The organism is Mycobacterium sp. Soil_C_30 (assembly GCF_057656995.1).
Genome location: NZ_JBDGJH010000001.1, coordinates 563,951 through 590,037 on the forward strand (window position 1 = coordinate 563,951; position 26,087 = coordinate 590,037).

A 26,087-nucleotide genomic window follows, 5' to 3' on the forward strand; every position below is an offset into this window, starting at 1 on the left:
CGCTGCATCTGGGGCACGCCCGAAAGCCGGCCGTGCGCAGCCGTGTGTTTCCTACTTGTTCGCGCGGCGGATCGCAGCCGCCGAGACCGCTAACGCCTCGACTGGCTATATCGAGTCGGCTGTAGCGCCAAGCGCACGTGACTTGCGCAAAGTGCTGTTTGCGCCGGGCTGTCAGATCCGGCGCGGGTCATCAGAGTGCGCCACGTCTGGTGCTGCTTAGCGTTTGTACGCCCCTTATACGTGCGACACGCCGTTAAGCAAGACTCGGGCTTGCGGCGCCCTAGTGCGTCGGGCTCGTATTTGCCGGCCAGGATCTCAGTGATCGTGGCATCCCACAGGGCATAGCACGTTGGCGGTGCGAATCGCCACCCCGTGCCCGGTGCGCGGCAGATCGGAGCAACCGTGAAACGGTCACGGTGCTCGGCGATGAATGCACAAACCGTAGCGGTCAGCGCGGTTGTGCGGGTCGGTCTCCCGCGCGAGGAAAGTTGTTGCCGCACTTGATAGTCGACGCCCTGCTCCAGCTCAGCGGTACGCCGCTTCAGCGCGCGGATCTCCGCGGCCGCCGCGCTAGAGACCCGCCACACTCATTAGCGTCGATCTGTTGCTGGGGGTTCGAATGCGCAGGTTTCCGCGGTCATCCCCAGGTGCCTGGACACCGCGGTGATCGCCGCCCACAAGCCCGGACAGTCCTCACGATCCAGCACTAGACGCACAGCCCTGGCCCGGTCTCCTAGTAGCATTTTTGCCGGCAATAGAGGTGCATCAAAGGTGGGAGGCTTCACTTGGGCCGCCATCTGGCTGCAGTACGAAGTCAGACACTCCGAGGTCTTCGCCTCGAAGTGCGAGGCTGCGCTCCAGCATGCTTGCGAGACGGGCTTCGTGACCATCAATGTCGTGAAGCGTGACAGCTTCGCGGAAACGTTGCGCTAGCTGGGGATTCTGCTTATCGAGGCGTATCAAAACCTCGTGCGCGAGCACGTATGCGGCTTCGTCGAGTACGTCACCGCGGGCGGTATGTTCAGCGTGTTCGTCAGGCTCGGACTGCACCTGTTCTAAGAGACGGCGAGCTCCAGAGATGCGGGCGTTCGGCCGGAGATGGGAGAAGTGGCCGAGTGCAATGTTGTAGCTACCCATTCGTTTGAAGCCGGCCAACTCCAGCCAACGGGATGGCGCAGGCGCCACCGCGAGGTCTTCCAGGCGTTGAGCTCGAGTTTGCTTCAGGCGATGCGATCGGGCGCGGGCGGAATGCTCCAAAATGACGCGAGCACAACTCAGTGAGAGATCGGTGTCCTCTAGCCATGTGTGCCAGCCTGATTCAAGAGCGTCAGCAGCGACAAGCAGTGCTCGCTGTTCGGCATCCGAGTCGCAGCTGGCATTAGCGCAGAGCCGAGTCATCTCGGCTATACCGATGTAGCGAAAAAGTCTTGCATGCAACGATTTTGGGTCGAATGCATCGCCATACGTTTCGATCTCATCCGCAAAAGCCTTGCGCGCGAGATCGACAGCACGTCCGCGTCGCTCAACGTAGGCCATCTGCGCGTAAACCAGGGAGATGGATCTCTGGAGGGCTACAGCGTTATTAGGGGCACGGACGAACTCACGGTACCGGGCGCCCTCTTTGGACAGGTCAGCGGCAGCTTTCGTAGCAAGGAATACCATGTCCATTTGATAGAGCGACGCTGAAATCAGCGGTCCCTCTTCCCAAGTGGAGTGTGTTCTTGGTTCCACCGGATACTTGAATAACGCGGAAGCTAAGTCCTGCAAGCCGTTGTCGAACGCGTAGGTCTGGATGGCGCCAAGTACCTGCGTGAAAGTCGTAGAGGCAATAATCGCCATCTGCTCACCAGCATTGGCATAGTCCTTGCTTGTATTGGATGAGTAATCTGGATGGGTTCCCCAAGCGCTATACAGTTCCGGTCGGCCGTGAAGATACTCCGACAGCCAACGCCAGTACTGACCCATGTCGTGCTGCGCGGCCACTTCCGTGTATACGGACCATGTTCGCGTGAAAAACGCCGCTTCTGACTCGCCCTCCCCAGGGGCAATGTGCTGAGTATTCGCTAGATTGAATGTCCATCGCTCGAGCAACATCCGGACTGCCATAGCCGCGGCCACCAGTTTTTGTGTTCGTACCAGGTGCATCGCGTAGACGTAATAGTCGAGTGCCCACCGTAATGTGGCCGGCCAATCAACACATGCGATGACGTCCTTAGACGGTGACCACTTCGCGCCGGTACGGCTCAGAATATGATCAGCAAGGGGGATACGTGCCAGCGTGTACCAAGTCTCCATCGGCAGGAGCGTCTGATCAGCCAAGACGCGAGAACCGCGACGGGCGTAGATGGACGTGAGAATCGGCCCGAGCATTGCTGGGTTCTGTCGCGCTGCTGCTGAGACAGCGGACATGGTGGACTCGACCCGCTCGGCCTGGCGGACTCGGCGTTCGCGGAGCTCGTCCCTTTTCCTGGCGCGTTCAGCTGGACCGGCCTCCGCAACGCGTCGGCGGCCCCGGCCTCGATTGTGGTGCGGCATACGCAGACGACTCACTAAGTTTCTGAAGCATTGTGCAAAGTCGGGTTGACTTCAGCTAGACGAGCGTACGGTCATCGGGCGTTCAGCACGATTGATTTCTGATGCTTGCAGGCTGGATCCGGGCATACGCGCAGCGCCCCGGCTTACTTCGGCCACTGGCCAGCGGGAGAAGACGCAAGAGTTCAGGCGTCTCTCCGGTAACGCTGTTGGCACTGATTCAGCCGGCGACGGTGCGCGTCTAAAAGGCTTGTGGAACACAGTCCATCGGGCCTCAGGTCTTTGCATCCACAAGAACCCCCGCTGTGCCAACAGTGTGCCAAGAGGCGCAGAAACGAGTGAGAGATTGCGGATGAGGCGAAACGACTGAGACTCGCTGAGCTGGACTTATCCGTACGGATTAGGCACGCTGAGACACCATAAAACCAGGTCAAAGGCATTTACACACCAGCGGTCGGGGGTTCGAAACCCTCCGCGCCCACCATCAAAAGTCCCGTTCAGGGGCTTTCGGAACCCCCGTTGTGGTGGTGACGGTGGAGGATCTGCCAGCGCACACGGCGCGTCGGATCGACGTTGACGTCTCCGCGGGCTCTCCCCGTAGCCGGAAGCTGTAAACGGAGCCGTGCGACGGTTGTGCTGCTCCGGTATCCGAGCAAGCCGGCGAGCATGTCTTTGAAGTCAACTTCGATCGATTGCTGGATTCCTCTCCAGGGACGCGGACTCCACCGTCTGGACCTGACGGCGCTCCGCACCTGATCGTTGGCCGCGACGGTGCCGGGGGTGATGATCCGCAGATCACCGCCACGTCGTAGCAGCGGATCGACCGCCGCAAGGAACGCATACCACCCGGCCCGGCATAGGCAGCAGCAGAAGCATTGCGCGCCAACGCATATACCCCTCAACCGCTATCGGCATTCGGGATCGCCGCCGCTGCGACGACAGTGATCGATCTGTCCACCTGTGAACGCGCTGCCCGCCGCCCAAGTCAGTCTCTGTCAACGTCTGCGCGGCATCTGGGCCGTGCTCGAACTCCCCGACGCCGCCGAAGCACTGCGGTCGGTTCGTGCGTTCTCGTACGTCGTGGCTTGGAGATAATCACGATCCCGGCATGACAACCTTCGCCCTGCTGCACGGGGGTTGGCACGGTGCGTGGTGCTGGGAGTTGCTGACGCCGTTCTTGCAGCACGAAGGCCACGATGTGGTGGCGATGGACTTGCCGTGCGACGGCGCAGTCATTCACCGTTCCTTCCCGGCCGTCAGCCCTCGCGGAGGTGTTGCTCCGAGTAGCTGGCGCGCGACCGGTATGACGGTGGGGCTGGGTCAGCTCGAAGTGCCCTCGACCGGCGGCGCATTTCCGCGTTCTCGCGTTTACTTGAGCATGCTGCCGGCGTCGACGGTAACGGGAAGTCCTGTGATGTAACGTGATTCGTCGGATGCCAGGAACAGCACGGCATTGCTGACGTCGACTGGTTCGACCCAACCGACAGGCAGGACGTGCATGAACTGAGCGGCAACGGCCAGATCGTCGGGGCCCGGGTTCTCCAGGTCGGGACGGAACAGCTTCATTGTGCCTTCGTTCATGAACAGGGGCGTGTTCACGTTGGTGGGGCACACCGCGTTGACGCGGATGGAATGTTGGCCCAGCTCCACCGCAAACGTCCTCATGAGTCCGATCACGCCATGTTTGGCGGCGATGTAGTGGCCGGTGTGGGCGTAGGGCTTGAGGCCACCCACTGAGCTGGTGAGGATGATGGAACCGCCGTTGCCGCCTGAGAGAATGTGCGGGACAGCCGCTTTCACTGACTTCCAGACGCCTGAGAGGTTGACGGCGATCATGTCGTCCCAGTCGGTCTCACTGGTCTTGTCGAGGGTCTGGCCGCCGTTGCCGATTCCGGCGTTGGCCACGATGATGTCCAAGCGTCCGAGTTGTTCCACACCGCTGTCGACGGCGGCTTTCAGTGCGTCGTAGTCGCGGACATCCACCTCCGCGGTCACGATTCGGCGGTTCAGGCCCTTGACCAGATCGGCGGTCTCGGTCAAGTCTTCGGGCGAAGCCGGCGGAATCTGGCTCTCCGAACTGATCTGCTTGCACACGTCGACGGCGATGATGTCGGCGCCTTCCTCCGCCAGGCGTACCGCGTGACTGCGGCCCTGACCTCGCGCTGCGCCGGTAATGAACGCAACTTTGCCCTCGAGTCGCCCGCCCATGTGTACACCTCGTCGTCTCTGACCGCCGGAGAGCTGTCCCCGGGCGGTGCCGCTAGTCAACCAATACTTGTCGATCGATCAGGAATGTTGACACTCATGGCTACGACTGTCAACCATGTGTCGTTGTCGGAAAGGAGCCGGCGTCGAGCGGGCGACGGTCCGCGCTGGGGGGCTACCGCTGTGGTGTGGCCGATGGGGGCGTCGCAGCGGCGTCCGCCAGCAGGCTTATCTGGCGCTCCACCAGTTCGCGCAACTCGTCGTGGCCCAGCGTGACGCCCACCGCGCTCTCGTTGCACAGGCTGCGTGCGGTCTGGGCGATCAGCATGGAGATCGCCATGGCGGGATACGCCTCGAGATCGACCCCACGGCTGCGCAGCGCCACCGTGACAGCGGCTGTCTCGATATCGCGGACCCGCTCGGCGTAGGTCTTGAGCTCGGCACGAATTGCTTTGCGGTGGTTCGCCAATGCCATGAACTCGGTGTTCAGGGCGGTCAATCGGTGGTCGCTGTTGATCAACCACAGCGCGCGTATCGGGTCGGCGTCGGAGAGCGCTGTACGCATGTTGTTCAACGAGGCTTCGGCTCCGGTGCGCAGCACCTCCACGAACAGGTCATCCATCGTCGGAAAGTAGTAATAGACCAGCGCCTGCTTGACGCCCGCCTCGGCTGCCACGCGTCGTGAGGTCGCGGCCGCATAGCCCTCGTCGCGCATGATCTTGGCGGTCGCCTCGATCAGGCGCTGCCGCGCGCCGGTATCGGCGGGCTTGGTCTTGCGCGCCGTTGTCATTCAGCTCGCCCCGACTCGGCGAATGCTTGACCGCCTGGCGCTCATTCTGGTAAGCATGGCGCATTCTAACAGTTGATCGATCGATCAGAAATTGGCGCGGTGCGGAGCCGAAATCATCACGACTGGAGGTATGGCCGGTGTTCAGAGCTCGATCACACGCATCCGTCTCTTCGCCTTTTCTGGATCAGCGGCGATGACCGTCCGCAGGAGGGTGGTGGTGGATCCGCACCTGTGCGAAGGTCACGCACTCTGCCTCGACACCGCGCCCCAGGTCTTCGCGCTGACCGACGACGACGTCGCGACCTGTACGGAACGGCCGTCCGACGATCTCTGGGAGCAGGTCCAGGCCGCCGTCGACGCGTGCCCGCGCGGGGCAATCAGCGTGGTCGAGGACCAGTAAGCCCTCACCGACCTCTTCAGCCGATCCCTTGACCGAAAGGCCAGCCCTTCCATGACCGACCTCGCAACAGTCGACTTCTTCTCCGATCCGGCAGTCAGTCAGAGCCCGTATGAGTACTGGGACCATCTGCGTGAACAGGGCCCGGTCGTCAGGGAACCCCACCACAACGTCGTGGCGGTCACGGGTTACCAGGAGGTCATGGCGGCGTTCAAAGACCACGATTCGTTCTCGGCGGTCAACGCCATCGGCGGACCGTTCCCGCCGCTGCCGTTCGAACCCGAAGGTGATGACATCACCGAACAGATCGAGGCGCATCGCCATCTGTTCCCCATCTACGAGCACATGGTCGTCATGGACCCGCCGGCCCATGAGAAGGCTCGGTCCTTGCTGAGCAAGTTGCTCACGCCTCGTCGTCTCAAGGAGAACGAGGACTACATGTGGCGGTTGGTCGATCACCAGATCGACCAGTTCATCGCACGCGGCCGTTGTGAATTCCTGAGCGAATACGCCAAACCCTTTGCCACTTCGGCCATCATCGACCTGCTGGGCGTTCCCGAGGCGGACCGGCCCGAGTTCCTGGCGGCACTGGGCGCCGAGCGTCCGGACGGCAACCGCGTGGGCGCCCTCGACGGTGAACCGGTGGGCCTCGATCCGCTGAAGTATCTCGACGACAGGTTTGTCGGTTACCTGGCCGAACGGCGTCGCGACCCGCAGGATGACGTCCTTTCCGGGATGGCCGCCGCGGTCTACCCGGACGGGTCCACACCGGAATTGATCGAAGTCGCGAAGCCGGCCACGTTCTTGTTCGCGGCGGGGCAGGAGACGGTCACCAAGCTTCTCAGCGCCGCGGTACAGACTCTGGGAGACCGGCCTGAGTATCAGCAGATGCTGCGCGAGAACCCTGATCGCATACCGACGTTCATCGAAGAGGCGTTGCGGATGCACTCGCCGACCAAGGTCGATTTTCGGCTGGTCCGCAAGACAACCACCCTCGGGGGTGTGCATCTGCCCGCCGGCACCATCGTGATGCTGTGCCTGGGTGCGGCCAACCGCGATCCGCACAAGTTCGAGAACCCGCACGAATTCCGGCCGGATCGCAAGAACGTCCGTGAGCACATCGCCTTCGGCCGGGGCATCCACACGTGCGCCGGCGCACCCCTGGCACGGGTCGAAGGCCAGATCACTGTTCGCCGACTTCTGGATCGCATGCGCGACATCAGGATCGACGAAACGAACCACGGTCCTGCGGACAACCGCCGTTATGCCTACGAGCCGACTTTCCTGCTGCGCGGTCTCACCGAGTTGCACATCGAGTTCGAACCCTCCGCGTAGCTTCACACCCCACCTTGCGGAGAGCCCTGCCACCCGGGGGCGGACGGCGGGGTGATGACAAACCCTGACGGGCACACTGACCACCGTTCTTGATGGCACGACCCACTTCTCGCCGGGTATGGGACAGTGACCGGCAAAGTCAGCGGCAGGCAAGTGCGCGGTGCAGAAACTCCCGCTGACTGCGCAGGAAGTCCTCCGTGACAGCTGTTTTGGGTTCGACCTTGTCAAAGCCATGGAGGGCGCCCGGCATCCTCCGTAGACCGTCGCCGTCGCGCGGGCAACGCGCGAGATACTCTCACCGTCAGGGGTGTGACCAGGGTGCGCGGCAGGTGCCGGGCGTGACGGTGAAGCTCAGGGTGAAACACTGCGGTGCCTGCCCGCCTGACCACTGGGACCTCACCGACGTTGGCCGCCGGTGGCCGGGGGTGGGAACGCAGCTCGGGCGGACATCATGGCTGTCCGGTTGGTACGGATCACCTCGACGGCCGGCAAGGGTTCGACGGGTCGAGCCGCCGCAGCCAGTGCGCGTGCTTTGAAGGCCCGCGCTGCGATGCTGAGCCGGTACTCAACAAGGTCGACCTGCGCGACCGAATCCAGTTCCGTGGGCCAGGTTTGACCCCACAACGCGACTTCGCTGCGCCCGGAGTCCAGTGCGAGTTGTACTTCGTCCCGAATGCGGTTGTCCCGGCGACACAGGTCGGACGCCACGGCGAGCGCGTCCGGGCTGAAGCGGCACCGCTGTCGCTGGCGCCCGGTCTCGAGAGCGACGACCTCACCACCGAGAATGCGTAGCGGCAGTGGGTTTTCACCCGCGCCCGCCAGCGAAATGGTCACCTCCCATCCAGCCATCGCATGATCGAACATCCAGCCACCCACGGACTCGACGACGTCCACGACGCTCGGCGCGATGACGTGGAGCCGGTATCTCTCCAGTTCAGGGAACAAGATCTCTCCTGCGACCAGCCGTACAGGCGAAACCGTGGGCCGGGCGGTCATGAGATCTCCAATCTGGTGATGGAAAGTCGACCGGTAGCCTCGGCGTCACCGCACGCCGATGCGAATGTTCTTGACTTGCTGGAACTCATGCAGTCCGTCGATTCCACCGGTTCTGCCGAATCCGCTCTGCTTGTAACCGCCGTAGGGGCCCTGGGGTGAGATTCGGCTGTTCTGATTGATCCATACCGAACCGGCCTCGAGCTGCCGCGCCACCTGATGGGCCCGGTTCAGGTCGTTGGTGTGCATGAATGCGTTCAGACCGTACGGGGTGTCGTTGGCGATGCGAACTGCGTCGGCGTCCGCACTGAAGCGCATGAGGGAGACAACGGGACCGAACGTCTCGGTTTGCGCGAGGTCGGAGCTGTTGTCGACATCGCCGAACACCGTGGGCTCGACGAAGTAACCCTGCGCCAGTTCGCCTCCCATCCTGGAGCCACCGGTGAGTAGCTGGCCGGAGCCGTCCTTGGTGGCTTGTTCGATGACGGAGACGATCCGGGCTGCCGACGCCTCGCTGATCACCGGGCCGACACTCACCGTCGGATCGAACGGGTCGCCGACCTTCGCTCTGCCGATCGCGTGGAGGAACTTGTCGACGAAAGCGTCGTACACCGACTCATGGACCAGCAAGCGGCTGGCGCACGCGCAACTCTGACCGGCTTGCATCACCGGGCCCTGGTGAGCCGACAGCGCGGCAGCAAGATCGAGATCGGCGTCGGCGAAGACGATGCTGGCCGATTTGCCGCCAAGCTCTGCCACGACTGGTGTCAGATGTGTGGCCGCGGCCTGGACCACCGCCCGCGCGGTCTGTCCGCTGCCGGTGAACCAGACCTTCCCGATGCCCGGGTGGCGCACCAGGGCGTTCCCGCCTTCGGCGGCCGCGGGAACGACGTTGACCAGACCGGTGGGCAAGCCGGCCTCGGCGCAGAGCTCACCGAAGCGCAGGGCGGCCAGCGGTGCCAGCTCAGACGGCTTGAGTACCACCGCATTTCCCGCCGCCAGCGCCGGGGCCACGCAGGAGGCCGTGACTGCCAGCGACCCGTTCCACGGCGCCAAGACAGCGACCACGCCGTACGGTTCGCGCTCGACGAAGTTGAGGTCGAACGATCCGCTGACCGGAGTGCTCGATCCGTGAGGCTTGTCCGCGTATCCGGCGAAATGGCGCAGGAACTGCTCGAGCATCACGGCGGTGCCGGCATACGAGACCGGGACGGCATAGTCATGGACATTGAGCTCAGCGAGTTGGCCGAGGTGCTCGCGGACAGAATCGGCCAGATCGATCAGCAGGTCACGCCGACGATCTGCGGTCCACGACTGCCATTCTCGTTGCGCGTGGCGCGCCGATTCGACGGCGAGGTCGACGTCGGCGTCGCCCGCGAGCGCAACGGTGGCGTTGGGCAGACCGGTCGCAGGAAATATGTGCCGGTGGTATCCCCCCGAGGTAGCGGTGATGCGGTCGCCGCCGACCAACAAACCCACCGGTTCGTCAATAGTGGCGGGCAGAACGGCTGTGGAGTCGGTCACGATGGTGAACCCGCCTCTGCCGCCCACTCCTCGGATACGCGCAGTTTCTGCTCGCCGATCACCTGGTTCAGGTGCGACGCCTTGGGCCACCCGTAGTAGGCGGCGAAATGCAAAGCCAATTCATCCATTTCGTCGAAAGAGATGTCGCGACTCTTGAGTGCGGCATAGACGTGACTCAGGATCGGATAGGGGGCGTCCTGGAAGGCGACGCAGGCCACGGTGATCAGCCGGCGTTCCTTCATGCCGAGACCCGGACGCAGCCACATCTCGCCGAAAACGAAATTCAGGATTCCCGCGCCCTGAAACGGGTTGTCGCGCAGGGGAGCGTACGGCAGGCAGTTGATGTCCTTGAACGATTGCTCACCGACCGCCAGTCGCTCTTCGGGATCGCTGGGTGTCGGCAGCGGCAGTAATGCCGGTGCAGGGGGTGGCACTGCTCCTCTCTCCCGGTGAATCCGGTCCCATTGTTCATCCACCACCCCGTTGAACCGCGACGCTTTCGGCCAGCCGGCATATACCGCGAAATGCAGTACTGTTTCCCGCATTTCGATGATCGTGACGTCACCGCTGTTCAGTGCTGCATAGACGTGATCATGCAACGGGCCGTCAGCGTCGGCGGCCGCGACGCAGGAGAGCGTGATGAACCGGCGTGCCCGACGGCTCAGCATGGGCCGCTGCCACACCTCGGCAAAAACAAAGTCCAGCATGTTGGTCGTGGCCGGCGTGGAATCCTCGGGCGCGGCGAAGGTCATCACGTCCTCGAACGCGCGTCTGCCGCGCTCGAGTCTGTCGATATCAAAGGTGGTCATGTAGTTTCCTTCTGCTGGGCCGTGCTCATCGGAGCGTGACCCCAGCGTCGACCTTGAACTCCAAACCGGTGACGTGGCGGGACTCGTCGGAGACGAGGAACAGCACCGCGTTGCTGATGTCGATCGCTTCGGTCATCACGATCGGCAGGGCGTTACCGAACAGCGGCGCCAGATCGGGCCGTACTCCGGCGAGCAGGGTGTGTAGCGAATCTGGCCGCATCCCGGTCGCGACCCCCGTGGGGTGCACCGTGTTCACTCGGACACCCTGCGCCGCAAGCTCATTGGCCAACGCTCGACTGAGCCCCACCACGCCATGTTTCGAGGCCGTGTACGGCGTGTGCAGCGGCGTGCCTTTGAGGCCGGCCGCCGAGCTGATGTTCACCACGCTGCCCCCGCGCTCCACCAGATGAGGCAGCGCAGCGGCACAGGTGTTCCAGGTACCGATCAGGTTGACGTCCACAACTGTTCGCCATTGCTCGGAGGTGGTGGTGTCCCACGTACCCGCGGTGAGCACTCCGGCATTGGCGACTGAGGCGTCCAAGCCACCCAATTGTGCAACCCCGTCGTCGACGGCGGCGGTCAGGGCGGCGGCGTCGCGCACGTCGACGGTGTAGCTGACTGCCCGGCCGCCATGCTCTTCCACCAGTCGCGCGGTCTCATCGAGGTCGTCCCGTGTCGACAACGGATACTCGATGTCGGGCAGGGACGCGCAGATGTCGACCAAGATCAGGTCGGCGCCTTCTTCGGCGAGTCGCACTGCGTGACTGCGGCCCATTCCCCGTGCTGCGCCGGTGACCAGCACTCGCTTACCCGCCACTCGGCCGTCACGTGCGCTCACAGTTTGTTGCAGAAGCCGGCGTCAACCGGGAATGCGACCCCAGTGACGTACTGAGCGGCGTCAGAGACCAGGTATACGATCGCGGCGCTGATGTCTTCGGGTTCGAGCAGCCCGACCGGCATCGGGTTCTGCAGGTGCGGCCCGCCGTCGGGGTAAGCCTGCAAGAAGGCCGTCATGGCAGGGTTGGTGGCCATCATCGTGTTGACCGCGGTCGGATGCACGGTGTTGACACGGATACTGTGCGGGGCAAGCGCGTTCGACAACGTACGCATCAGGCCGACGATGCCGTGCTTGGAAGCCGCATATCCCAGTCCGCCACCCTGCATACCGCCGAAACCCACCAGGCCCGCGGTGGAGCTGGTGAATACGATGGATCCGCCCCGCCCCCCGGCGATCAGGTGTGGCATCGCCGCTTTCGCGGTGTTGAAGGAACCGTTCAAGTTCACGTCCACCACGTCGGTCCACATTTCGAGCTCTTCGTCAATCGTCAACGGGCGGAACCCCATCGCGGCGATTCCGGCGTTGGCCAATACGATGTCGAGTCGGCCGAAGTGCTCGACCCCGGTGTCCAGGGCGGTCTTGAGCGCGTGGAAGTCGCGAACGTCGGCCACCGAGCCAAGCATCTTGCCGCCCTGGGCTTCGACCAGGGCGATGGTCTCGTCGAGTTCGGCGGGGGAGGCCATCGGATAGCCGTTGGAGGCGATATCGGCGCAGATGTCGATGCCGATGATGTCGGCACCTTCGGCGGCAAGCCGTATGGCGTGGCTGCGGCCCTGACCGCGGGCAACGCCCGTGATGAAGGCGACTCTGCCATCCAATGAACCCATGAATCCTCGCTTCGTTGCGCTCGCCACAGAGCTATTACGGATGTGAGCTGAGTAACGCTGTTACTCGCGGTAGAGTAACCCCGTTACTCCACGACGGCAAGGGGGTCTATCGGGTGAGCAAAACCGACCCGGCGCGGGCCGACGCGGATCGGGGAGACAATCGGATCTTGAGCATCGTCGTCGAGATACTCGAGACAGAAGGTTATGACGCGGTGCAACTGCGCGCCGTCGCACGCCGCGCACGCACATCGCTCGCGACGATCTACAAGCACTACCCGAACCGGGATGAACTCATTCTGGCCGCGCTGCAGAAGTGGATGGACGAAAACCGATACTCCGGTTTGGTCCGCACCGAACGATCACCGGACGAATCGTTGTATGTGGCCCTGATGCGTTTGCTTCGTTCGATCTTCGAGCCCTGGGAGCGGCATCCGGCGATGTTGACCGCGTTCTATCGCGCTCGGTCATCGCCCAACGGTCACGTGCTGTTCCGCCGAGGCTTGGACATCGTCGCACCAGCGGGGCTGGACGTGCTCGCCGGCGTGGACGAAGCCTTTATCCGCGACCTCGACACCGTCCTGTCCAGCGTGGTGTACGGGCTGTTGGGCCGGTTTGCCCTCGGCGAGATCGCCATTACCGACATCGTCCCTGCCTTGGACCGCACCGTCTACTGGCTGACCGCGGGATATGGTGCCTCCAAAGGGTCACTGGTCGCCGCGGACGGGGCGGCAGAACCGGGGGCTTCGGGCCCGGGGCTGTGATGCCGGGGTTCCGGTCGGAGGCCGCATCGACATGTCGATGCGAGAGAACAGTATTCGATCCGGGCCTGGCAGATAACAGGGTTGGCTCCTGGCTTTTCCCAGGATCGGAGCACTTTGTGCTTGTGCTCCTGGTGGGACCGGCGAGAGGATCTTGACCCGGCGAAACGGGCGACTCAGAGCAGAGATGTCCCCACAGGGCGCAGGTGACGGCACAATCTCGGTCCGATTGAGATGTGATGTCACGCAGTTGCCCTGGAGTCCAGTGCTGTCATCATCGGACGAGTGGCACCAAGAACCGAGGCAAGAACCGACAGTAGGCTGGCAGCTCGCCTCGCCGCGCTCGCCTCGCTGGGGGCCGCAACCATTCACTTCGCCGTGGTGCCTACCCATTGGCACGAGTGGATACCGGCGGGCGTGTTCTTCGTCGCGCTCGCAAGCTTCCAATTGTTGTGGGCGAGGGCGGTGCTCGTCCGCGTGACGACCACTGTTCTGGCCGCAGGGATCTTGCTCAACGCCGGAGCCATCGCGGTGTGGGCGTTGTCGCGGACCGCGGGTGCCCCGTTCGGCCCTCACGCCGGACAAGCCGAAGTCATCCAGGCCGCAGACTTGTGTGCTCTCCTGCTGCAGATCTACGTGGTGATGGGTGCTGGCTGGGTGTGGTACCGCGGCCTGCGCGGCGAGCCGGTGACGGCCTTGGCGAGTGCGGTGGTCCTTCTCGGTGCAGTGGGTGTGGTCGGGCTGGCTTCCACGGTGGGCGTTGCGTCTGGTCTCCGGCACGACCACCACGGGCCGGCAGGTGTCGAGCCTGCTCATCATGGACCCGACGTCGAACAGGCGGACAATCAGCACGGCGACCACCCGCATCCGCCCGCCTCCGCGCCCGTGGAGAAGGCCAACGGCACCCCGGCCCCACCGCCAGAACTTCCGGAACCGCCAGCCCAGCCGGCGAAGCCGTCCGACGACACCCATGATGCCCACGAGCACGACCACTGACGCCTGACTGCTCGGACACCTCAACCCTGTGCCCCTCCTGGTTCCTGATCGAGAACTCCTGCCGTGCCTTTGAATTGGACAGCGGCCGGCGGAAACATCGGTGTAAGGAATTGCAGCACAGGTAATTCGGCACTCACCGATGGGGGCTTGGTCCTTGCACCGCACTGACCTCATCGACGTGCGTGTCGGGCCCAGTGAGACTGTCAGCCAAGGATACGACCAACCCGCCCAACATGAACGCCGAGATGGCGGCCACCAGTGCACCCGTACTGAACGACGGGATGAAACGCCGGATTGCAGTGACCTGGCCGGCGCCTTGGTGGTACTGGTGCTTCAGCGCATGTCCTTTGCCGCGTTTGAGCAGGTAGCGGTTGACGGGGTAGGCGGCGAAGAAGGCCGCGGTCAGGGCGATGGCCATGCCGATCCAGAAGATGGGATTGACCAGTCCGGCGTTCATGGCGCCCGGGATGGCGGCCATGACGAGGTTGTCGACGATCTCCATGGTGGCGATCGAAAGGGTGTCGGCAGCGAGGACCACACTGAGCGCGGTGCCCAGGGCAAGGCCCGCTTTCAGCAGCGGCAAGGTGGAGAGGCTGTAGCCGAACAGGAATGCCAGCGCCACAGCGATGGCGATGGTGGCCAGATTACTCAGGCCCAATGCTGTGCCGATGATGAGGCCGACGATCTCACCAATGGCGCAGCCGGTGAGGCAGTGCAGGGTCGCGCTGACGGCCATCGTGTTGATGTTGTCCATGGCCGTGTGCTCGTGATCGTGGGAGTGGCCGTGCGAGCTGTGGTCGCGCTGGCTGGTCATCGCAAGGCCCCCTCATTGGTAGGTACAACTGCAGGTCTATCATACCCCTGGGGGGTATGCAAGGGTATGTCATTCGAATAGCGCTTATCCCTGGAGCGGCCCGGTACTTGAGTTGTGGACAGGGCTTTTCGAATCTGTTGCGAAGGTCCTCCGTGCGGACCTGCCCTGCTGCTGCGCGGTGATACCCCCGCGATGTTGTTGACGCGCGCATCGGCCACTTGCATCGCAGACCGTCGGTTGCGGCCGGGTCCCATCCGCACGCGCCGAATGCCCTCGGCAACCCTCACGGAAGGGGCCTCCGTCGCGGCACGAATCACCCGAATTGACCGACCAGAATCGGCCCGAGCGTTTCGGCGCCCATGCGACGGGTAGACCCGCACGTACGTCGTCAAAGGGAACCCTATGAACGTCATCGAAACCGCCAAAGAGCGGGCCAGAGAAGTTGCCGCAAAAGTCCTTCATCCCGGTGAGACCGAGCCTCGCTCACAATCGATCACCATTCACGCGCCCCGGCCGGCCGTCGCCGAGTTGTTCCAAGACGCCGAACGACTTTCGGTGGTCTTGGGCGATATCGCCGAAGTGGAGCACCTGGGCCCACACCGGCTGCGGTGGACGTTCTCCGGCGCGGAGAAGGCGGTGTGGGAATGCGTGGTCACCGCCGGCGAGGACCGGGTGGAGTTCACCGATGTGAAACCGGACAACGCGGCGCACGTCGTGCTGGAACTACGCGACGCCTCGCGTGACCGGGGCACCGAAGTGGTGGCACGGATCAGCGCCCCGGCGCCGGGCCTGCTGACCGGACCGTTGACATTCAAAGCGCTCTACCGGGCACGGGCGTTGTTGCAAACCGGCGAAGTGCCGACGCTGCATCACAATTCGAGCGCCCGCACGTCGGATCGCTGAGAGGAAGCCTCATGAGAGCACTGGTGTGGAACGGCGTCAACAATCTGTCGGTGGAGACCGTCGACGACCCCGAGCTGGTCAACCCGCACGATGTCATCGTGCAGGTGAAGCTGACCACCACCTGCGGATCCGACCTGCACTTCATCGACGGTTACCTGCCGGGGATGCGCGAGGGGGACATCTTCGGTCACGAATTCATGGGTGAGGTGGTCGAGGTCGGCCGCGAGGTGACCGAGACGAAGGTGGGCGCCCGCGTGGTGGTCCCGTCGTTCATCGCCTGCAACCGATGCTGGTACTGCGATCACGACCTGTATTCATTGTGTGACACCACCAACCCCAATGCCGAGATGCAGCAACCCATTCTGGGGTCACCGACGGGAGGCATCTACGGGTACACCCACCCCTTCGGGGGTTACGCCGGCTCCCACGCGCAGTACATCCGGGTACCGTTCGGAGACGTCAACTGTTTTGCGGTACCGGACTTCGTGACCGACGAACAGGCCCTGTTCATGTCCGATGCGGTACCGACCGGCTACATGGGGGCCGACTTCTGCGATATCGCCGGCGGTGACACCGTGGCGGTGTGGGGCGCCGGCGGTGTCGGGTTGATGGCGGCAAGAAGCGCCTTGCTGCACGGGGCAGGCAGGGTGTTCTCGATCGACCGGCTCCCCGAACGGCTGGCCCTGGCCGAAAGCCTCGGCGCCGAGACCATCGACTACACCGGCGTCGACAGCGTTGAGGACGTACTGCGGGAGGCCACGGGTGGCCGCGGCCCGGATGCGGTGATCGAGGCGGTGGGTATGGAAGCCCACGGCACCGGTGTGCAGGAAGCCTATGACCGTGCCAAACAGCTGCTGCGGATGGAGACCGACCGCGCCAGCAGTCTTCGCGACGCCATCCACGCCGTCCGCAAGGGCGGGGTGGTGTCGGTGCTCGGCGTGTTCGGGCTGACCGACAAGTTCCCCATGGGCGTACTGATGAACAAGGGTCTGACGCTGCGCACCGCCCAGCAGCACGGGCAGCGCTACATTCCGCAGTTCTTCGACTACGTGCAGCAGGGCGACCTGGACCCGTCGGTGCTGATCACTCACGATTTCCCGCTCGAAGAGGGTGTCCGCGCCTACGACCTGTTCAAGAACAAGACCGACGGGTGCATCCGCGTCGCGCTGCGGCCCTAGCGGGCACGAAGAAAGGCACCCGCGGGGCGGGTGCCTTTCTCGGTCGTCAGCGGACGTTGACGTAGGCCGTCGTCACGTTGTGCGGCGCGAACTGGCGGTCGTAACCGGTGTAGTCCTCGCCGATGATCGACTCGGTGTGGGTGAAGGTCGGCCCCACGCCCACGGAGACGACACTGGCTTCGGCGAGCGGCACATCGGACAACCGGTTGACGACTACTGTGTACCCCTCGGTCTCCAAGCTGGCGATGACGTCTTCGGCGTTGCCCGCACCGGTGGGTGCGGCGGCCGCCGGAGCGGCCAGGCCGAGAACGCCGGCGGTCAGCGCGGCGGCGGCGGATGAGGCGATTGCGTACTTCTTCATGGTCGTGCTTCTTCCGTGTTCCGATAGTTACTGCGGGACCGGGCTTCTGGTCTGTTCTGGCTTCCCGGTCTATCCCTAGCTTCCAGTGCACCCCACCGTCGGCGCGTGCGTAATCCACTACCCGAGTGGCAGACTCGGGCGCATGCCGGATGCCGTTGGTCCTGACCCGCAGTACGACGTGTTCGCCGACGAGTTCTCCGAGCACGCCCGCAGCAACCTGTACAACGCGCACTACGACCGCCCGGCGTGCCTGGCTCTGCTGGGCGACGTCGCCGGCAAGACGGTGCTGGACGCCGCCTGCGGCCCGGGGTTCTACGCCGAGGAACTGGTGGCCCGGGGTGCGCGGGTGATCGGTTTCGATCAGAGCCCGCGCATGGTCGACCTCAGCGCCGAGCGGGCGCCGGCCGGCAGCTTCCGCACCCACGATCTCGCCGCGCCGCTGGACTGGCTGCCGGATGCGTCGGTGGATCTGGTGCTGTTGGCGCTGGCCCTGGAGTACGTGGACAACCGCACCCGGGCATTGAATGAACTACGCCGGGTGCTGCGCCCCGGCGGAGCGCTGGTGCTGTCGCGTATGCACCCCACCGGAGACTGGTTACGCCACGGCGGCAACTACTTTCAGCCGCGGATCATCGACGAGACGTGGAGCGCGGGCTGGCAGGTGCGCTGGTGGCTCTCGCCGCTGGAGCGGACCTGCGAGGAGCTGCACCACGCCGGCTTCCTGATCGAACGGCTGACCGAACCGCGGCCGGTCGAGGACGCGGCGCAGATAGACCCGGAGAAATACGAGCTGCTGCACAGCGCGCCGGTCGGATTCCTGGCTATCCGGGCGATCCCTGACCCGCGGGCATCGTGACCGGAACCGCCACCTCGTTGCGCCGCAGGAACGGCAACGTCCACGGCGGATCGTAGAACCAGGCCACCGGTTCGCCTTCGGGGTGGAAGTCGCTGTCGCGCAGGGTGTTCAGCAGCTGCTCGGTCTTGGCGGCGACGGCCCGGGTACTGCGGTCACCGCTGAAGCGCAGCACCGCTACCGTCTCACCCGGCACCTCAACCAACGTCACCAACCCGTCGTCGGGTTCGGGCAGGGTATCCATGCTCCATTTCGACGGCATGAAGAACCGGATCACCGAATCGCCGTCGGTGGTCCGCGCCTGGGCTACCGGGGCGGTCATGGCGATGGTCTCGCTGTGCTGAGCAACCGGCGCTGTCATCGCGATGGCGACCTTGCGGTGATTGCCGCCGAAGATGTAGCCGGCCAGGCGGCGGAACCCCGCACTGCGCGCATCCTGCCCGCTGCCGGTGACCGCGGTCTGAGCGGCGATCCGCGGCCCGTATCGGCGGATCTCGATCTCGCCGACTTGCGCCTCCCGGACATAGAACGGTTCTTCGGTGCCGACGCGCACACCGACGATACTGGGCAGACCTTCGACGAACTGCACGACCTTGCTCAACATGGGAACAGATGTACCCGGGCCGGGCGCCGCTGTATCAGCAGCAGCCCGGCTTGACGTGTCCGGCGAGGTGGGCGTGCTCGGCGTGGTCCCCGCCGCTGACCGCGGAGACGAACTCATCCAGGTCGATGCGCTGCCCACCGAGCCACGTTCCCGACACCTGCGCCTTCTCGGCGAGGTCGGCGGGGTCCACCGAATAGGGGTCGGCGGTCAATTCGACGAAATCGGCGAGCTTGCCCACGGCGATCGAGCCGACCAGATGCTCACGGCGCAGCGTCGTGGCGGCGTTGATGGTCTGGGCACGCAACGCCTCGTCCAGGGTGATGGCCTGTTCGGGGCCGTGCACGGTACCCGCACGGGTCCGTCGCGATGCCGCGGTGGCCACGTTGATCACCGGTGTCGGCGGCGACACCGAGCCGTCGTTGTGGAAGGACACGCACGCACCGGAGGCCACCGCGTCGGCGAACGCGGCCCACTGGCTGCCGTGCTGGTGGTCGAAGATCTGCCCGTCGAGAAGATCGCCCCAGTAGTAGTACTGGAACGGCGACATCGACACGTGCACACCGAGCCGGGCGGCCCGGTCGAAATGCCGTCGCGTCCCCGCACCGGCATGCTCGATGCGCCACCGGTGATCGGTGCCCAACAACCCGTGGCGGGTGAGCCCGTCCTCGTAGGCGTCCAGCGCCAGATCCAGGGCCAGGTCGCCGTTGGCGTGGAAGGCCATCTGCCAGCCGGCCGGCGCGGCCTTGTCGATGATCGCGTCGAGCTGTTCACGGCTGTAGTTCATCGAGGACGGGCTGCCCGCGACCGCGGGGTCGATACCCGCGGTGCGGGTGGCCTCGGTGTCGAGGTACGGAAACGAGATCGCGATGTTGCCCACCCACGGGGACCCGTCGGTCCACAACTTCACACCGGCCTTGTGCAGCTTGGTCTCCGGTGCGGTGAACGTCTCCGGTTCGGTGTAGGTGTCGGTCGTCGACACCTCCCACATGCTGACCCGCAGCGGGCAGGATGGGGCCGCGGCCAGCGCGTCGTAGCCGGCCCGGAATTTCGGGTCGTAGGTCATGTCCGAGCACGAGGTGTACCCGCCGCGCGCCATCTCGGCGTAGTAGTGCGCCGCCGAGATCAGCGGATTGCCCAGTGTGGCCAGCAGGGGACCGGTGACCGCGAGCAGCACCCCGAGCTCGAAGCCCTGGCCGTTGAGGCTGCCGTCGGGGTTGCGCCCGTACCGCGAGGCCACCGGGTCGGCGGGCGGGTTCACATCCCAGCCGTTCTGTTTGATGAGCGCGCTGTTGAAGTACACGCCGTGACCGGAGTTGTCGGTCACGACCACAACCCGATCGCCGAAGATCTGGTCCAGCTCGGGCGCTTTCGGGGCGGGGTGCCTGTGCAGCAGCGCGTCGTAACCGGCGAACCAGAGCGGGGTTCCGGGCTCGGACTCGGCGATGGCCTCGGCAAAGACGCGCTGTACGTCGTCCCAGGACGCGGCGTCCCAGGGCGCGATGGACCGGGCCGGAGGCTGGGTCGCTATCCCACTGATCAGCGGATGCCCGTGTGGCTCGACGAAGCCGGGCAGCAGGGCGGCCGCGCCGGTGTCGACGATCTCGGCGCCGGGCAGCGCATCGGTGCACTGCGCAACCGTGCCGACGGCCACGATGCGACCGTCGGACACCGCGACGGCCTCCGCCCGGGGGACGGCACCGTCCATGGTGATGACAGTGGCGGCGGTCAGGATGCGATCAGGCACGGGCACAGCGTGCCAGACGATCCGCAGCCGCGTCCGGCAAACCTCAGCGGCGGCGTCCGTAGCGATCGGCGAGCTTGTCTTCGACGGTGACCGGGGCGGCGGTCTCACCCTGCTGGGCTGCCGCGGTTTTCTCGGCGGCTTCCTTGTCGCGGCGGCGCGCCTTCACTTCGGCGTAGACGAAATAGCCCAATCCGATCGGGGCGATGATGCCGAACGCGATCCACTGGATCCCGTAGGACAGGAACGGCCCGGCGTCCAGGTGTGGCAGGGGAATCACCCCGAGCCCGCCCGGTTGGTCCTCGATCAGCTGGAGGTAGGACCCGGCCAGCGGTGTGCCGGTCAGGGCGGAGACCTGCGTGGTGTCGATCGCGTACACCTGCTGGTAGCCGTCCTGGGTGAACGGGTTCTTGCCGGGCGGGGCGGTCTCGGAGTCGCGCAGCCGGGCGGTGATGGTCACCTCACCGGTGGGCAGTGCATCGAGTTGCGGCGGTTTGGAACCCGCCTCGGGACGGACGTAGCCGCGGTCGACCAGGACCGTCGGCCCGTCGTTGACGGCGAACGGCACCAACACCTCGAACGCCGGGTCGCCCTCGACCAGGCGTAGCCGGGCCAGGAGTTGGTGTTCGGGCAGATACCTCCCGGTGGCGGTGACCTCATGCCACTGCTGATCCGGCGCCGACGAATCCTGCTGCGGCAGAACGTCGGTCAGGGGAACCGGATCAGCGGTCAGGGCCGCGTTGATCTGGTCGTTCTCGCGGGAGGTCTGGGTGTTCTTGCCGAGCTGCCAGGGCGCCAGCACCGTGAAACACAGGTAGGCGAACGCACCCACCACCACCGCCATGGCCAGCCATTGCGGTTTCAGCACGAACGCCCAGCGTTTCATCGTGAGTCCAGGTTCTCATCCACCCAGGCATGAAGGCCCGGCAGTGAGGATTCGATGACGGTGTAGACGTCCTCGAAGTCGGTGGGGGTGCCGTAGTACGGGTCCTCCACGTCCAGGGCATGTGCGGCCGAGCGCGGGTCGAAGGACCGCAGCATCCGCAGCCGGTCGGGTTCCACGCCGAGGTCGGTGAGCAGCCGCAGGTGATTGCGGCCCAGCGCCACCACCAGATCGGCTCCCAGATGGTCCTCGTCCACCTGCGCGGCGACGTGGTCGGTCGGGTAGCCGTGCGCCCGCAGCACCGCGTTGGCGCGGCTGTCGGCGCCGTCACCCGCATGCCAGCCCCCGGTGCCCGCGCTGGTCACCCGTACGCGGTCGGCCAGGCCACGTTCGCTGATCTGATGGGCGAACATCTTGGCCGCCATGGGTGAGCGGCAGATGTTGCCGGAGCAGACGAACGTGACGTGCAGTTGCTCAGGCACCGAGCACCTCGCGCAGCGCGGCGATATCGGTCACATGCGTGGCGCACAATTCTGAAAGATCAGCTCCACTGAAGTCCGAGCGGCCGTAACCCCAGCCCACCACCACGGTGTCGATACCGTGTGCGGCGGCGCCCTCCACGTCATGGCGGCGATCGCCGACCATCAGCACCCGCTCGGGCAGCGGCTCGAGCTGCTCGAGGGCGTGTGCCACCACATCGGCCTTCTCGACCCGGGCGCCACCGTCAGCCCCGGCGATCACCTCGAAGTACCCGTCGAGCCCGAAGTGCTCCAGGATGCGGTGGGCCGTCTTCTCGTTCTTCGACGTGGCCACCGCCAGCCGGACACCCTTGTTCTTGAGGTCGCGCAGCACGTCTTCGATGCCGTCGAACACGCTGTTCATCGACCACCCCGTGGTGGTGTAGTCGGCGCGGTAGGCGGCCATCGCGGCTTCGGCGTGCTCGCCGACCAGCGCCTCCAGCGTGCGTGCCATCGGCGGGCCCACGATCCGGCCGGCCAGATCACCCTCCGGTACGTCCGCACCGACGGCGGCCAGAGCGTGACGGAAGCTCGCCACGATCCCCTCGGCGGAATCGGTCAGGGTGCCGTCCAGGTCGAACAACACAAGCTGGGGGTGCTCGCTTTGCAGCACGGAGGGAACTGGTTCTGCCACGCTGCCATTGTCGCCGATGACGCGACCACTACAGTTTCTGAGTGTGACTTCGAGTGCTCAGGGGACCGGCGGCGTCCCGCTTGCCGAGGTCATCGAGGTACTCGACACCGCCTATCCGCCGCAGCTGGCGCAATCCTGGGATTCGGTGGGCCTGGTGTGCGGCGACCCCGACGAGCAGGTCACCTCGGTGAGCGTCGCCGTCGACGCCACCGCCGCTGTGGTCGAGGAGGTCGCTGACGGCGGCCTGCTGCTGGCTCACCACCCGCTGCTGCTGCGCGGGGTGGACACCGTGGCCGCCAGCACCCCCAAGGGTGCGCTGGTGCACCGATTGCTGCGTACCGGGCGCGCCCTGTTCACCGCGCACACCAACGCCGATGCCGCCGCGCCGGGTGTCTCGGACGCGCTGGCCGACGCCCTGGGGCTGACGGTCGTCGACGTGCTGGACCCCGAACCCGCGGGCCCGGAGTTGGACAAGTGGGTGATCTTCGTTCCCGCCGACCACGCCGACGCGGTGCGGTCCGCGGTGTTCGACGCCGGCGCCGGGCAGATCGGTGACTACTCGCACTGCAGCTGGTCGGTGACGGGCACGGGCCAATTCCTGCCGCATGAGGGCGCCACCCCGGCGATCGGGGCCCGTGGTTCGCTGGAGCGGCTGCCCGAGGACCGGGTGGAGGTGATCGCCCCGGCGCGGGTGCGGGCCCGGGTGTTGGCCGCCATGCGTGCCGCGCACCCCTACGAGGAGCCCGCATTCGACGTGCTGGCGCTGGCGCCGCTGCCGTCGGGTGTCGGCATCGGACGCATCGCGGCGCTGCCCGAGCCGGAGCCGCTGTCCGCGTTCGTGGCCCGGGTGGGTCAGCGGCTGCCGGCCACCACCTGGGGGGTGCGGGCCTCCGGTGACCCGGACGCCCTGGTGTCTCGGGTCGCGCTGTGCGGCGGTGCCGGCGATTCACTGTTGAGTGCGGTGACGCAGGCCGGCGTGCAGGCGTACGTGACAGCCGATCTTCGCCACCACCCCGCCGACGAGTACCGGCGCGGCTCGGACATGGCCCTGGTGGACGTGGCGCACTGGGCCAGCGAACAACCGTGGTGCCATCAAGCAGCGTCCGTGCTGCGCAACCATTTCGGTGATCGTCTGCCGGTTCGGGTCAGCGATGTCCGCACCGACCCGTGGAACGTGAAGAGTCAGGGAAGCTATACATGAAAGCTGAAGTAGCACAACAACGTCTGCTCCTCGAGCTGACGGAACTGGACGCCGAGCTGAGTCGCATCGCGCACCGGACGAAGACCCTGGCCGAGCAGAAGAGCCTCGATGACCTGCAGGCCCAGCAGCGCGCCGCCCAGGACCGGTTGGCGGTACTGCAGATCGCCGTCGATGATCTGGACGGGCAGGTCACCCGGTTCGAGTCCGAGGTCGACGGTGTTCGTCAGCGCGAAGACCGGGACCGGGCGCTGCTGGACTCGGGGACGGTGAATCCCAAACAGCTCGCCGAGCTGCAGCACGAGCTGGAGACCCTGGAGCGGCGACAGGCGTCACTGGAGGACTCACTGCTCGAGGTGATGGAGCGCCGCGAGGAGCTGGTCGGACAGCAAGCGGCCGAGCAGGCCGAGATCGACCGGCTGGGCGCCGATGTTGCCGTGGCCCTGCACGCCCGTGACGCGGCGTTGGCCGAGATGGAGCAGACGCGCACGGTGGCGGGGCAACGGCGCGCCGAACTGGCCCAGACCATCGCGGCGGATCTGGTGGCGCTCTACGAGCGGCAGCGCACCGCCGGCGGGGTGGGTGCCGGGCTGTTGCAGGGCCGGCGTTGCGGTGCCTGCCGGATCGAGATCGACCGCGGGGAATCCGCGCGGATCGCCGCTGCGGCCGACGACGACGTGGTGCGGTGCCCGGAGTGTGGGGCGATCCTGTTGCGTATCAAGGGGTTCGGCGCGTGAAGGTGCTGGTCGAAGCGGACGGCGGCTCGCGGGGCAACCCTGGCCCGGCCGGCTTCGGAGCGGTGGTGTTCTCCGCCGACCACGCCACAGTGCTGGCCGAGAGCAAACAAGCCATCGGCCGGGCAACCAACAACGTCGCCGAATATCGCGGCCTGATCGCGGGTTTGACCGAAGCGGCGAGCCTGGGCGCTTCCGAGGTCGCGGTGGCGATGGACTCCAAACTGGTGGTGGAGCAGATGTCGGGCCGCTGGAAGGTGAAGAACGCCGACCTGGCGGTGCTGCATCAGCAGGCCCGGGATCTCGCGTCGGGGTTCTCGGAGGTGACGTTCCGCTGGATTCCGCGTGCGCAGAACTCGCATGCCGACCGGTTGGCCAACGAAGCCATGGATGCGGCGGCCAGTGTGTCCGACGAGGTGAAAGCGGTTGCACCACATGCCAATCCGGCTGGCTGGACAGGAGCCCGCGGTGAGCCGACGCGGATGCTGCTGTTGCGGCACGGACAGACTGAACTCTCGGTCGAGCGCCGCTACTCCGGGCGGGGTAATCCGGCGCTGACCGAACTCGGGCGCCAGCAGGCCGCGGCCGCCGCGGCGTATCTGGCGCAGCGCGGCGGCGTCTCGGCGGTCATCAGTTCACCGCTGCAGCGCGCCTACGACACCGCCGCGGCCGCCGCCAAAGGCCTGGGCCTCGACGTCACCGTCGACGACGATCTGATCGAAACCGACTTCGGCGGCTGGGAGGGGCTGACTTTCGCCGAGGCGTCGGCAGCCGATCCCGAACTGCACGGGCGCTGGTTGCGCGACACCAGTGTCGACCCGCCCGGCGGCGAGAGTTTCGACACCGTGCACACCCGGATACGCCGGGCCCGCACGCGCATCATCTCCGAGCACGCCGGCTCGACCGTGCTGGTGGTGTCGCACGTGACGCCGATCAAGACGATGCTGCGCATGGCCCTCGACGCCGGGCCGGGCATCCTGTACCGGCTGCATCTGGACCTGGCGTCGCTGTCGATCGCGGAGTTCTACCCCGACGGCCTGGCCTCGGTGCGGCTGGTGAACCAGACCTCGTATCTCTGATCAGGTGTGCAGGTGCAGGCGTTCGCCTTGGGCGCCGAAGATCATGATGGCCTCCACGGGCCCGTCGACCGCGCCGAACCAGTGCGGTGTCCAGGTGGTGAACTCGACGGCCTCGCCCGGTTCGATGGTGAAGTCACGATCGCCGAGGACCAGGCGCATCTTGCCGGACAGTACGTACATCCAGTCCTGACCCTCGTGCACCGGAAGCTCTTTCGGCGGAGTCCTGCGTTGCGGATTCACCCGGATCTTGAACGCGTGCAGCCCGCCGGCCGGCCCGTGGCGGGTCAGCGGCCAGAAGGTCACATCGTTGTGGGTGTGTGAGGCGCCGCGCACCCGGGGGTCGGGTTGTTCGGGTTCGCGCAACAGATCGTCGGTGCTGACGGACAATGCGGCGGCCAAGCGCGGGAGGTGGTCGAGCGCCAGCCGGCGCTTGCCCGATTCCAGCCGGCTCAGCGTCGACACGTCGATCTGGGCGCGCCGGGACACGTCGTCGAGCGTCAGTCCCTGGCGTATTCGTAATTCGCGGAGCCGGCGCCGCACCAACGTATCGACGTCGGGAGCCTCGTTTGCCTGCATGGCAAAA

Annotated in this window: 27 protein-coding genes and 1 pseudogene; 11 read left to right on the forward strand and 17 right to left on the reverse strand. The window is 65.5% G+C overall.

Annotation, left to right across the window (positions count from 1 at the left end; all coding sequences use genetic code 11):
* Window positions 1–260 precede the first annotated feature (260 nt).
* Window positions 261–755: pseudogene (locus tag AC3A6P_RS02545) on the reverse strand (IS3-like element ISMysp3 family transposase); the annotation flags it as partial.
* Window positions 756–765: 10 nt separating this feature from the next.
* Entirely contained in the window at window positions 766–2,319 is a 1,554-nt protein-coding gene (locus AC3A6P_RS02550; RefSeq protein ID WP_487687922.1) for a hypothetical protein, read from the reverse strand.
* Window positions 2,320–3,640: 1,321 nt separating this feature from the next.
* Between AC3A6P_RS02550 and AC3A6P_RS02555 the strand changes: the two genes are divergently transcribed.
* Window positions 3,641–3,952 (forward strand): hypothetical protein, encoded by a 312-nt coding sequence (locus AC3A6P_RS02555; RefSeq protein ID WP_487687925.1) that lies wholly within the window; start codon window positions 3,641–3,643, stop codon window positions 3,950–3,952.
* Here the strand turns inward: AC3A6P_RS02555 and AC3A6P_RS02560 are convergent.
* Window positions 3,901–4,740: a mycofactocin-coupled SDR family oxidoreductase gene (locus AC3A6P_RS02560; RefSeq protein ID WP_487687927.1), complete on the reverse strand. Its 840-nt coding sequence runs from the start codon at window positions 4,738–4,740 to the stop codon at window positions 3,901–3,903. The two genes, AC3A6P_RS02555 and AC3A6P_RS02560, sit on opposite strands and share 52 nt — an antisense overlap.
* Window positions 4,741–4,912: 172 nt before the next feature.
* Window positions 4,913–5,527 carry a TetR/AcrR family transcriptional regulator gene (locus AC3A6P_RS02565; protein ID WP_487687930.1) on the reverse strand — a complete coding sequence of 205 codons (615 nt, stop codon included), beginning with the start codon at window positions 5,525–5,527 and terminating at the stop codon, window positions 4,913–4,915.
* Between the two features lie 193 nt (window positions 5,528–5,720).
* Here AC3A6P_RS02565 and AC3A6P_RS02570 point away from each other — a divergent pair, with 193 nt between their 5' ends.
* Both AC3A6P_RS02570 and AC3A6P_RS02575 read left to right on the forward strand, forming a co-directional pair.
* The gene (locus AC3A6P_RS02570; protein ID WP_487687933.1) at window positions 5,721–5,927 is read left to right on the forward strand and encodes a ferredoxin; all 207 of its coding nucleotides are present in this window, start codon (window positions 5,721–5,723) and stop codon (window positions 5,925–5,927) included.
* Between the two features lie 51 nt (window positions 5,928–5,978).
* Entirely contained in the window at window positions 5,979–7,259 is a 1,281-nt protein-coding gene (locus AC3A6P_RS02575; RefSeq protein WP_487687936.1) for a cytochrome P450, read from the forward strand.
* A 396-nt stretch (window positions 7,260–7,655) separates the two neighbouring features.
* On the opposite strand, the gene AC3A6P_RS02580 is transcribed toward AC3A6P_RS02575, so the two are convergent.
* Genes AC3A6P_RS02580 through AC3A6P_RS02600 form a run of 5 tightly spaced genes read right to left on the reverse strand, consistent with a single transcriptional unit; the run spans window position 7,656 to window position 12,250 of the window.
* Window positions 7,656–8,255, reverse strand: coding sequence for a hypothetical protein (locus AC3A6P_RS02580; protein ID WP_487687939.1), 600 nt, complete (start codon window positions 8,253–8,255; stop codon window positions 7,656–7,658).
* A gap of 45 nt (window positions 8,256–8,300) precedes the next feature.
* On the reverse strand, window positions 8,301–9,755 hold the full coding sequence (locus tag AC3A6P_RS02585; RefSeq protein ID WP_487688156.1) for an aldehyde dehydrogenase family protein: 1,455 nt from the start codon (window positions 9,753–9,755) through the stop codon (window positions 8,301–8,303).
* A gap of 17 nt (window positions 9,756–9,772) precedes the next feature.
* The gene (locus AC3A6P_RS02590; RefSeq protein ID WP_487687941.1) at window positions 9,773–10,585 is read right to left on the reverse strand and encodes a carboxymuconolactone decarboxylase family protein; all 813 of its coding nucleotides are present in this window, start codon (window positions 10,583–10,585) and stop codon (window positions 9,773–9,775) included.
* 25 nt (window positions 10,586–10,610) lie between these two features.
* A complete protein-coding gene (locus AC3A6P_RS02595) occupies window positions 10,611–11,423 on the reverse strand; it encodes a mycofactocin-coupled SDR family oxidoreductase (protein ID WP_487687944.1) in 813 nt (270 codons plus the stop codon).
* Window positions 11,420–12,250, reverse strand: a complete 831-nt coding sequence (locus AC3A6P_RS02600) for a mycofactocin-coupled SDR family oxidoreductase (protein ID WP_487687947.1) — start codon at window positions 12,248–12,250, stop codon at window positions 11,420–11,422. Before AC3A6P_RS02600 ends, AC3A6P_RS02595 begins: the two co-directional genes overlap by 4 nt.
* A 113-nt stretch (window positions 12,251–12,363) precedes the next feature.
* Between AC3A6P_RS02600 and AC3A6P_RS02605 the strand changes: the two genes are divergently transcribed.
* Both AC3A6P_RS02605 and AC3A6P_RS02610 read left to right on the forward strand, forming a co-directional pair.
* Window positions 12,364–13,011, forward strand: coding sequence for a TetR/AcrR family transcriptional regulator (locus tag AC3A6P_RS02605; RefSeq protein WP_487687950.1), 648 nt, complete (start codon window positions 12,364–12,366; stop codon window positions 13,009–13,011).
* 282 nt (window positions 13,012–13,293) lie between these two features.
* Entirely contained in the window at window positions 13,294–14,004 is a 711-nt protein-coding gene (locus AC3A6P_RS02610) for a hypothetical protein (protein ID WP_487687952.1), read from the forward strand.
* Between the two features lie 133 nt (window positions 14,005–14,137).
* Here AC3A6P_RS02610 and AC3A6P_RS02615 read toward each other — a convergent pair whose 3' ends face one another.
* Entirely contained in the window at window positions 14,138–14,818 is a 681-nt protein-coding gene (locus AC3A6P_RS02615; protein ID WP_487687955.1) for a DUF4396 domain-containing protein, read from the reverse strand.
* A gap of 402 nt (window positions 14,819–15,220) precedes the next feature.
* Between AC3A6P_RS02615 and AC3A6P_RS02620 the strand changes: the two genes are divergently transcribed.
* Window positions 15,221–15,721 (forward strand): hypothetical protein, encoded by a 501-nt coding sequence (locus tag AC3A6P_RS02620; RefSeq protein WP_487687957.1) that lies wholly within the window; start codon window positions 15,221–15,223, stop codon window positions 15,719–15,721.
* Between the two features lie 11 nt (window positions 15,722–15,732).
* The gene (locus AC3A6P_RS02625; RefSeq protein WP_487687960.1) at window positions 15,733–16,899 is read left to right on the forward strand and encodes a zinc-dependent alcohol dehydrogenase; all 1,167 of its coding nucleotides are present in this window, start codon (window positions 15,733–15,735) and stop codon (window positions 16,897–16,899) included.
* Window positions 16,900–16,945: 46 nt separating this feature from the next.
* On the opposite strand, the gene AC3A6P_RS02630 is transcribed toward AC3A6P_RS02625, so the two are convergent.
* Window positions 16,946–17,260 carry a hypothetical protein gene (locus AC3A6P_RS02630; RefSeq protein WP_487687963.1) on the reverse strand — a complete coding sequence of 105 codons (315 nt, stop codon included), beginning with the start codon at window positions 17,258–17,260 and terminating at the stop codon, window positions 16,946–16,948.
* A 142-nt stretch (window positions 17,261–17,402) separates the two neighbouring features.
* Here AC3A6P_RS02630 and AC3A6P_RS02635 point away from each other — a divergent pair, with 142 nt between their 5' ends.
* A complete protein-coding gene (locus AC3A6P_RS02635; protein ID WP_487687966.1) occupies window positions 17,403–18,116 on the forward strand; it encodes a class I SAM-dependent methyltransferase in 714 nt (237 codons plus the stop codon).
* Here AC3A6P_RS02635 and AC3A6P_RS02640 read toward each other — a convergent pair.
* The 5 genes from AC3A6P_RS02640 to AC3A6P_RS02660 are packed head-to-tail and all read right to left on the reverse strand — an operon-like array spanning window position 18,082 to window position 22,493.
* Window positions 18,082–18,717 carry an SOUL family heme-binding protein gene (locus tag AC3A6P_RS02640; protein WP_487687969.1) on the reverse strand — a complete coding sequence of 212 codons (636 nt, stop codon included), beginning with the start codon at window positions 18,715–18,717 and terminating at the stop codon, window positions 18,082–18,084. The two genes, AC3A6P_RS02635 and AC3A6P_RS02640, sit on opposite strands and share 35 nt — an antisense overlap.
* Before the next feature lie 34 nt (window positions 18,718–18,751).
* Window positions 18,752–20,461, reverse strand: coding sequence for an amidohydrolase (locus tag AC3A6P_RS02645; RefSeq protein ID WP_487687972.1), 1,710 nt, complete (start codon window positions 20,459–20,461; stop codon window positions 18,752–18,754).
* A 43-nt stretch (window positions 20,462–20,504) separates the two neighbouring features.
* Window positions 20,505–21,344: an SURF1 family cytochrome oxidase biogenesis protein gene (locus AC3A6P_RS02650; RefSeq protein WP_487687975.1), complete on the reverse strand. Its 840-nt coding sequence runs from the start codon at window positions 21,342–21,344 to the stop codon at window positions 20,505–20,507.
* A complete protein-coding gene (locus tag AC3A6P_RS02655; RefSeq protein WP_487687977.1) occupies window positions 21,341–21,823 on the reverse strand; it encodes a low molecular weight protein-tyrosine-phosphatase in 483 nt (160 codons plus the stop codon). Before AC3A6P_RS02655 ends, AC3A6P_RS02650 begins: the two co-directional genes overlap by 4 nt.
* A complete protein-coding gene (locus tag AC3A6P_RS02660; protein ID WP_487687979.1) occupies window positions 21,816–22,493 on the reverse strand; it encodes an HAD-IA family hydrolase in 678 nt (225 codons plus the stop codon). The genes AC3A6P_RS02655 and AC3A6P_RS02660 overlap by 8 nt, the downstream gene beginning before the upstream one ends.
* A gap of 43 nt (window positions 22,494–22,536) precedes the next feature.
* Between AC3A6P_RS02660 and AC3A6P_RS02665 the strand changes: the two genes are divergently transcribed.
* From AC3A6P_RS02665 to AC3A6P_RS02675, 3 genes are read left to right on the forward strand one after another with little or no spacing between them, the layout of a single operon-like run.
* Window positions 22,537–23,694: a Nif3-like dinuclear metal center hexameric protein gene (locus AC3A6P_RS02665; RefSeq protein ID WP_487687982.1), complete on the forward strand. Its 1,158-nt coding sequence runs from the start codon at window positions 22,537–22,539 to the stop codon at window positions 23,692–23,694.
* The gene (locus AC3A6P_RS02670; protein ID WP_487687985.1) at window positions 23,691–24,428 is read left to right on the forward strand and encodes a zinc ribbon domain-containing protein; all 738 of its coding nucleotides are present in this window, start codon (window positions 23,691–23,693) and stop codon (window positions 24,426–24,428) included. Before AC3A6P_RS02665 ends, AC3A6P_RS02670 begins: the two co-directional genes overlap by 4 nt.
* Entirely contained in the window at window positions 24,425–25,504 is a 1,080-nt protein-coding gene (locus AC3A6P_RS02675) for a bifunctional RNase H/acid phosphatase (protein ID WP_487687988.1), read from the forward strand. The genes AC3A6P_RS02670 and AC3A6P_RS02675 overlap by 4 nt, the downstream gene beginning before the upstream one ends.
* On the opposite strand, the gene AC3A6P_RS02680 is transcribed toward AC3A6P_RS02675, so the two are convergent.
* Entirely contained in the window at window positions 25,505–26,080 is a 576-nt protein-coding gene (locus AC3A6P_RS02680; RefSeq protein WP_487687991.1) for a helix-turn-helix domain-containing protein, read from the reverse strand.
* Window positions 26,081–26,087: the final 7 nt, after the last annotated feature.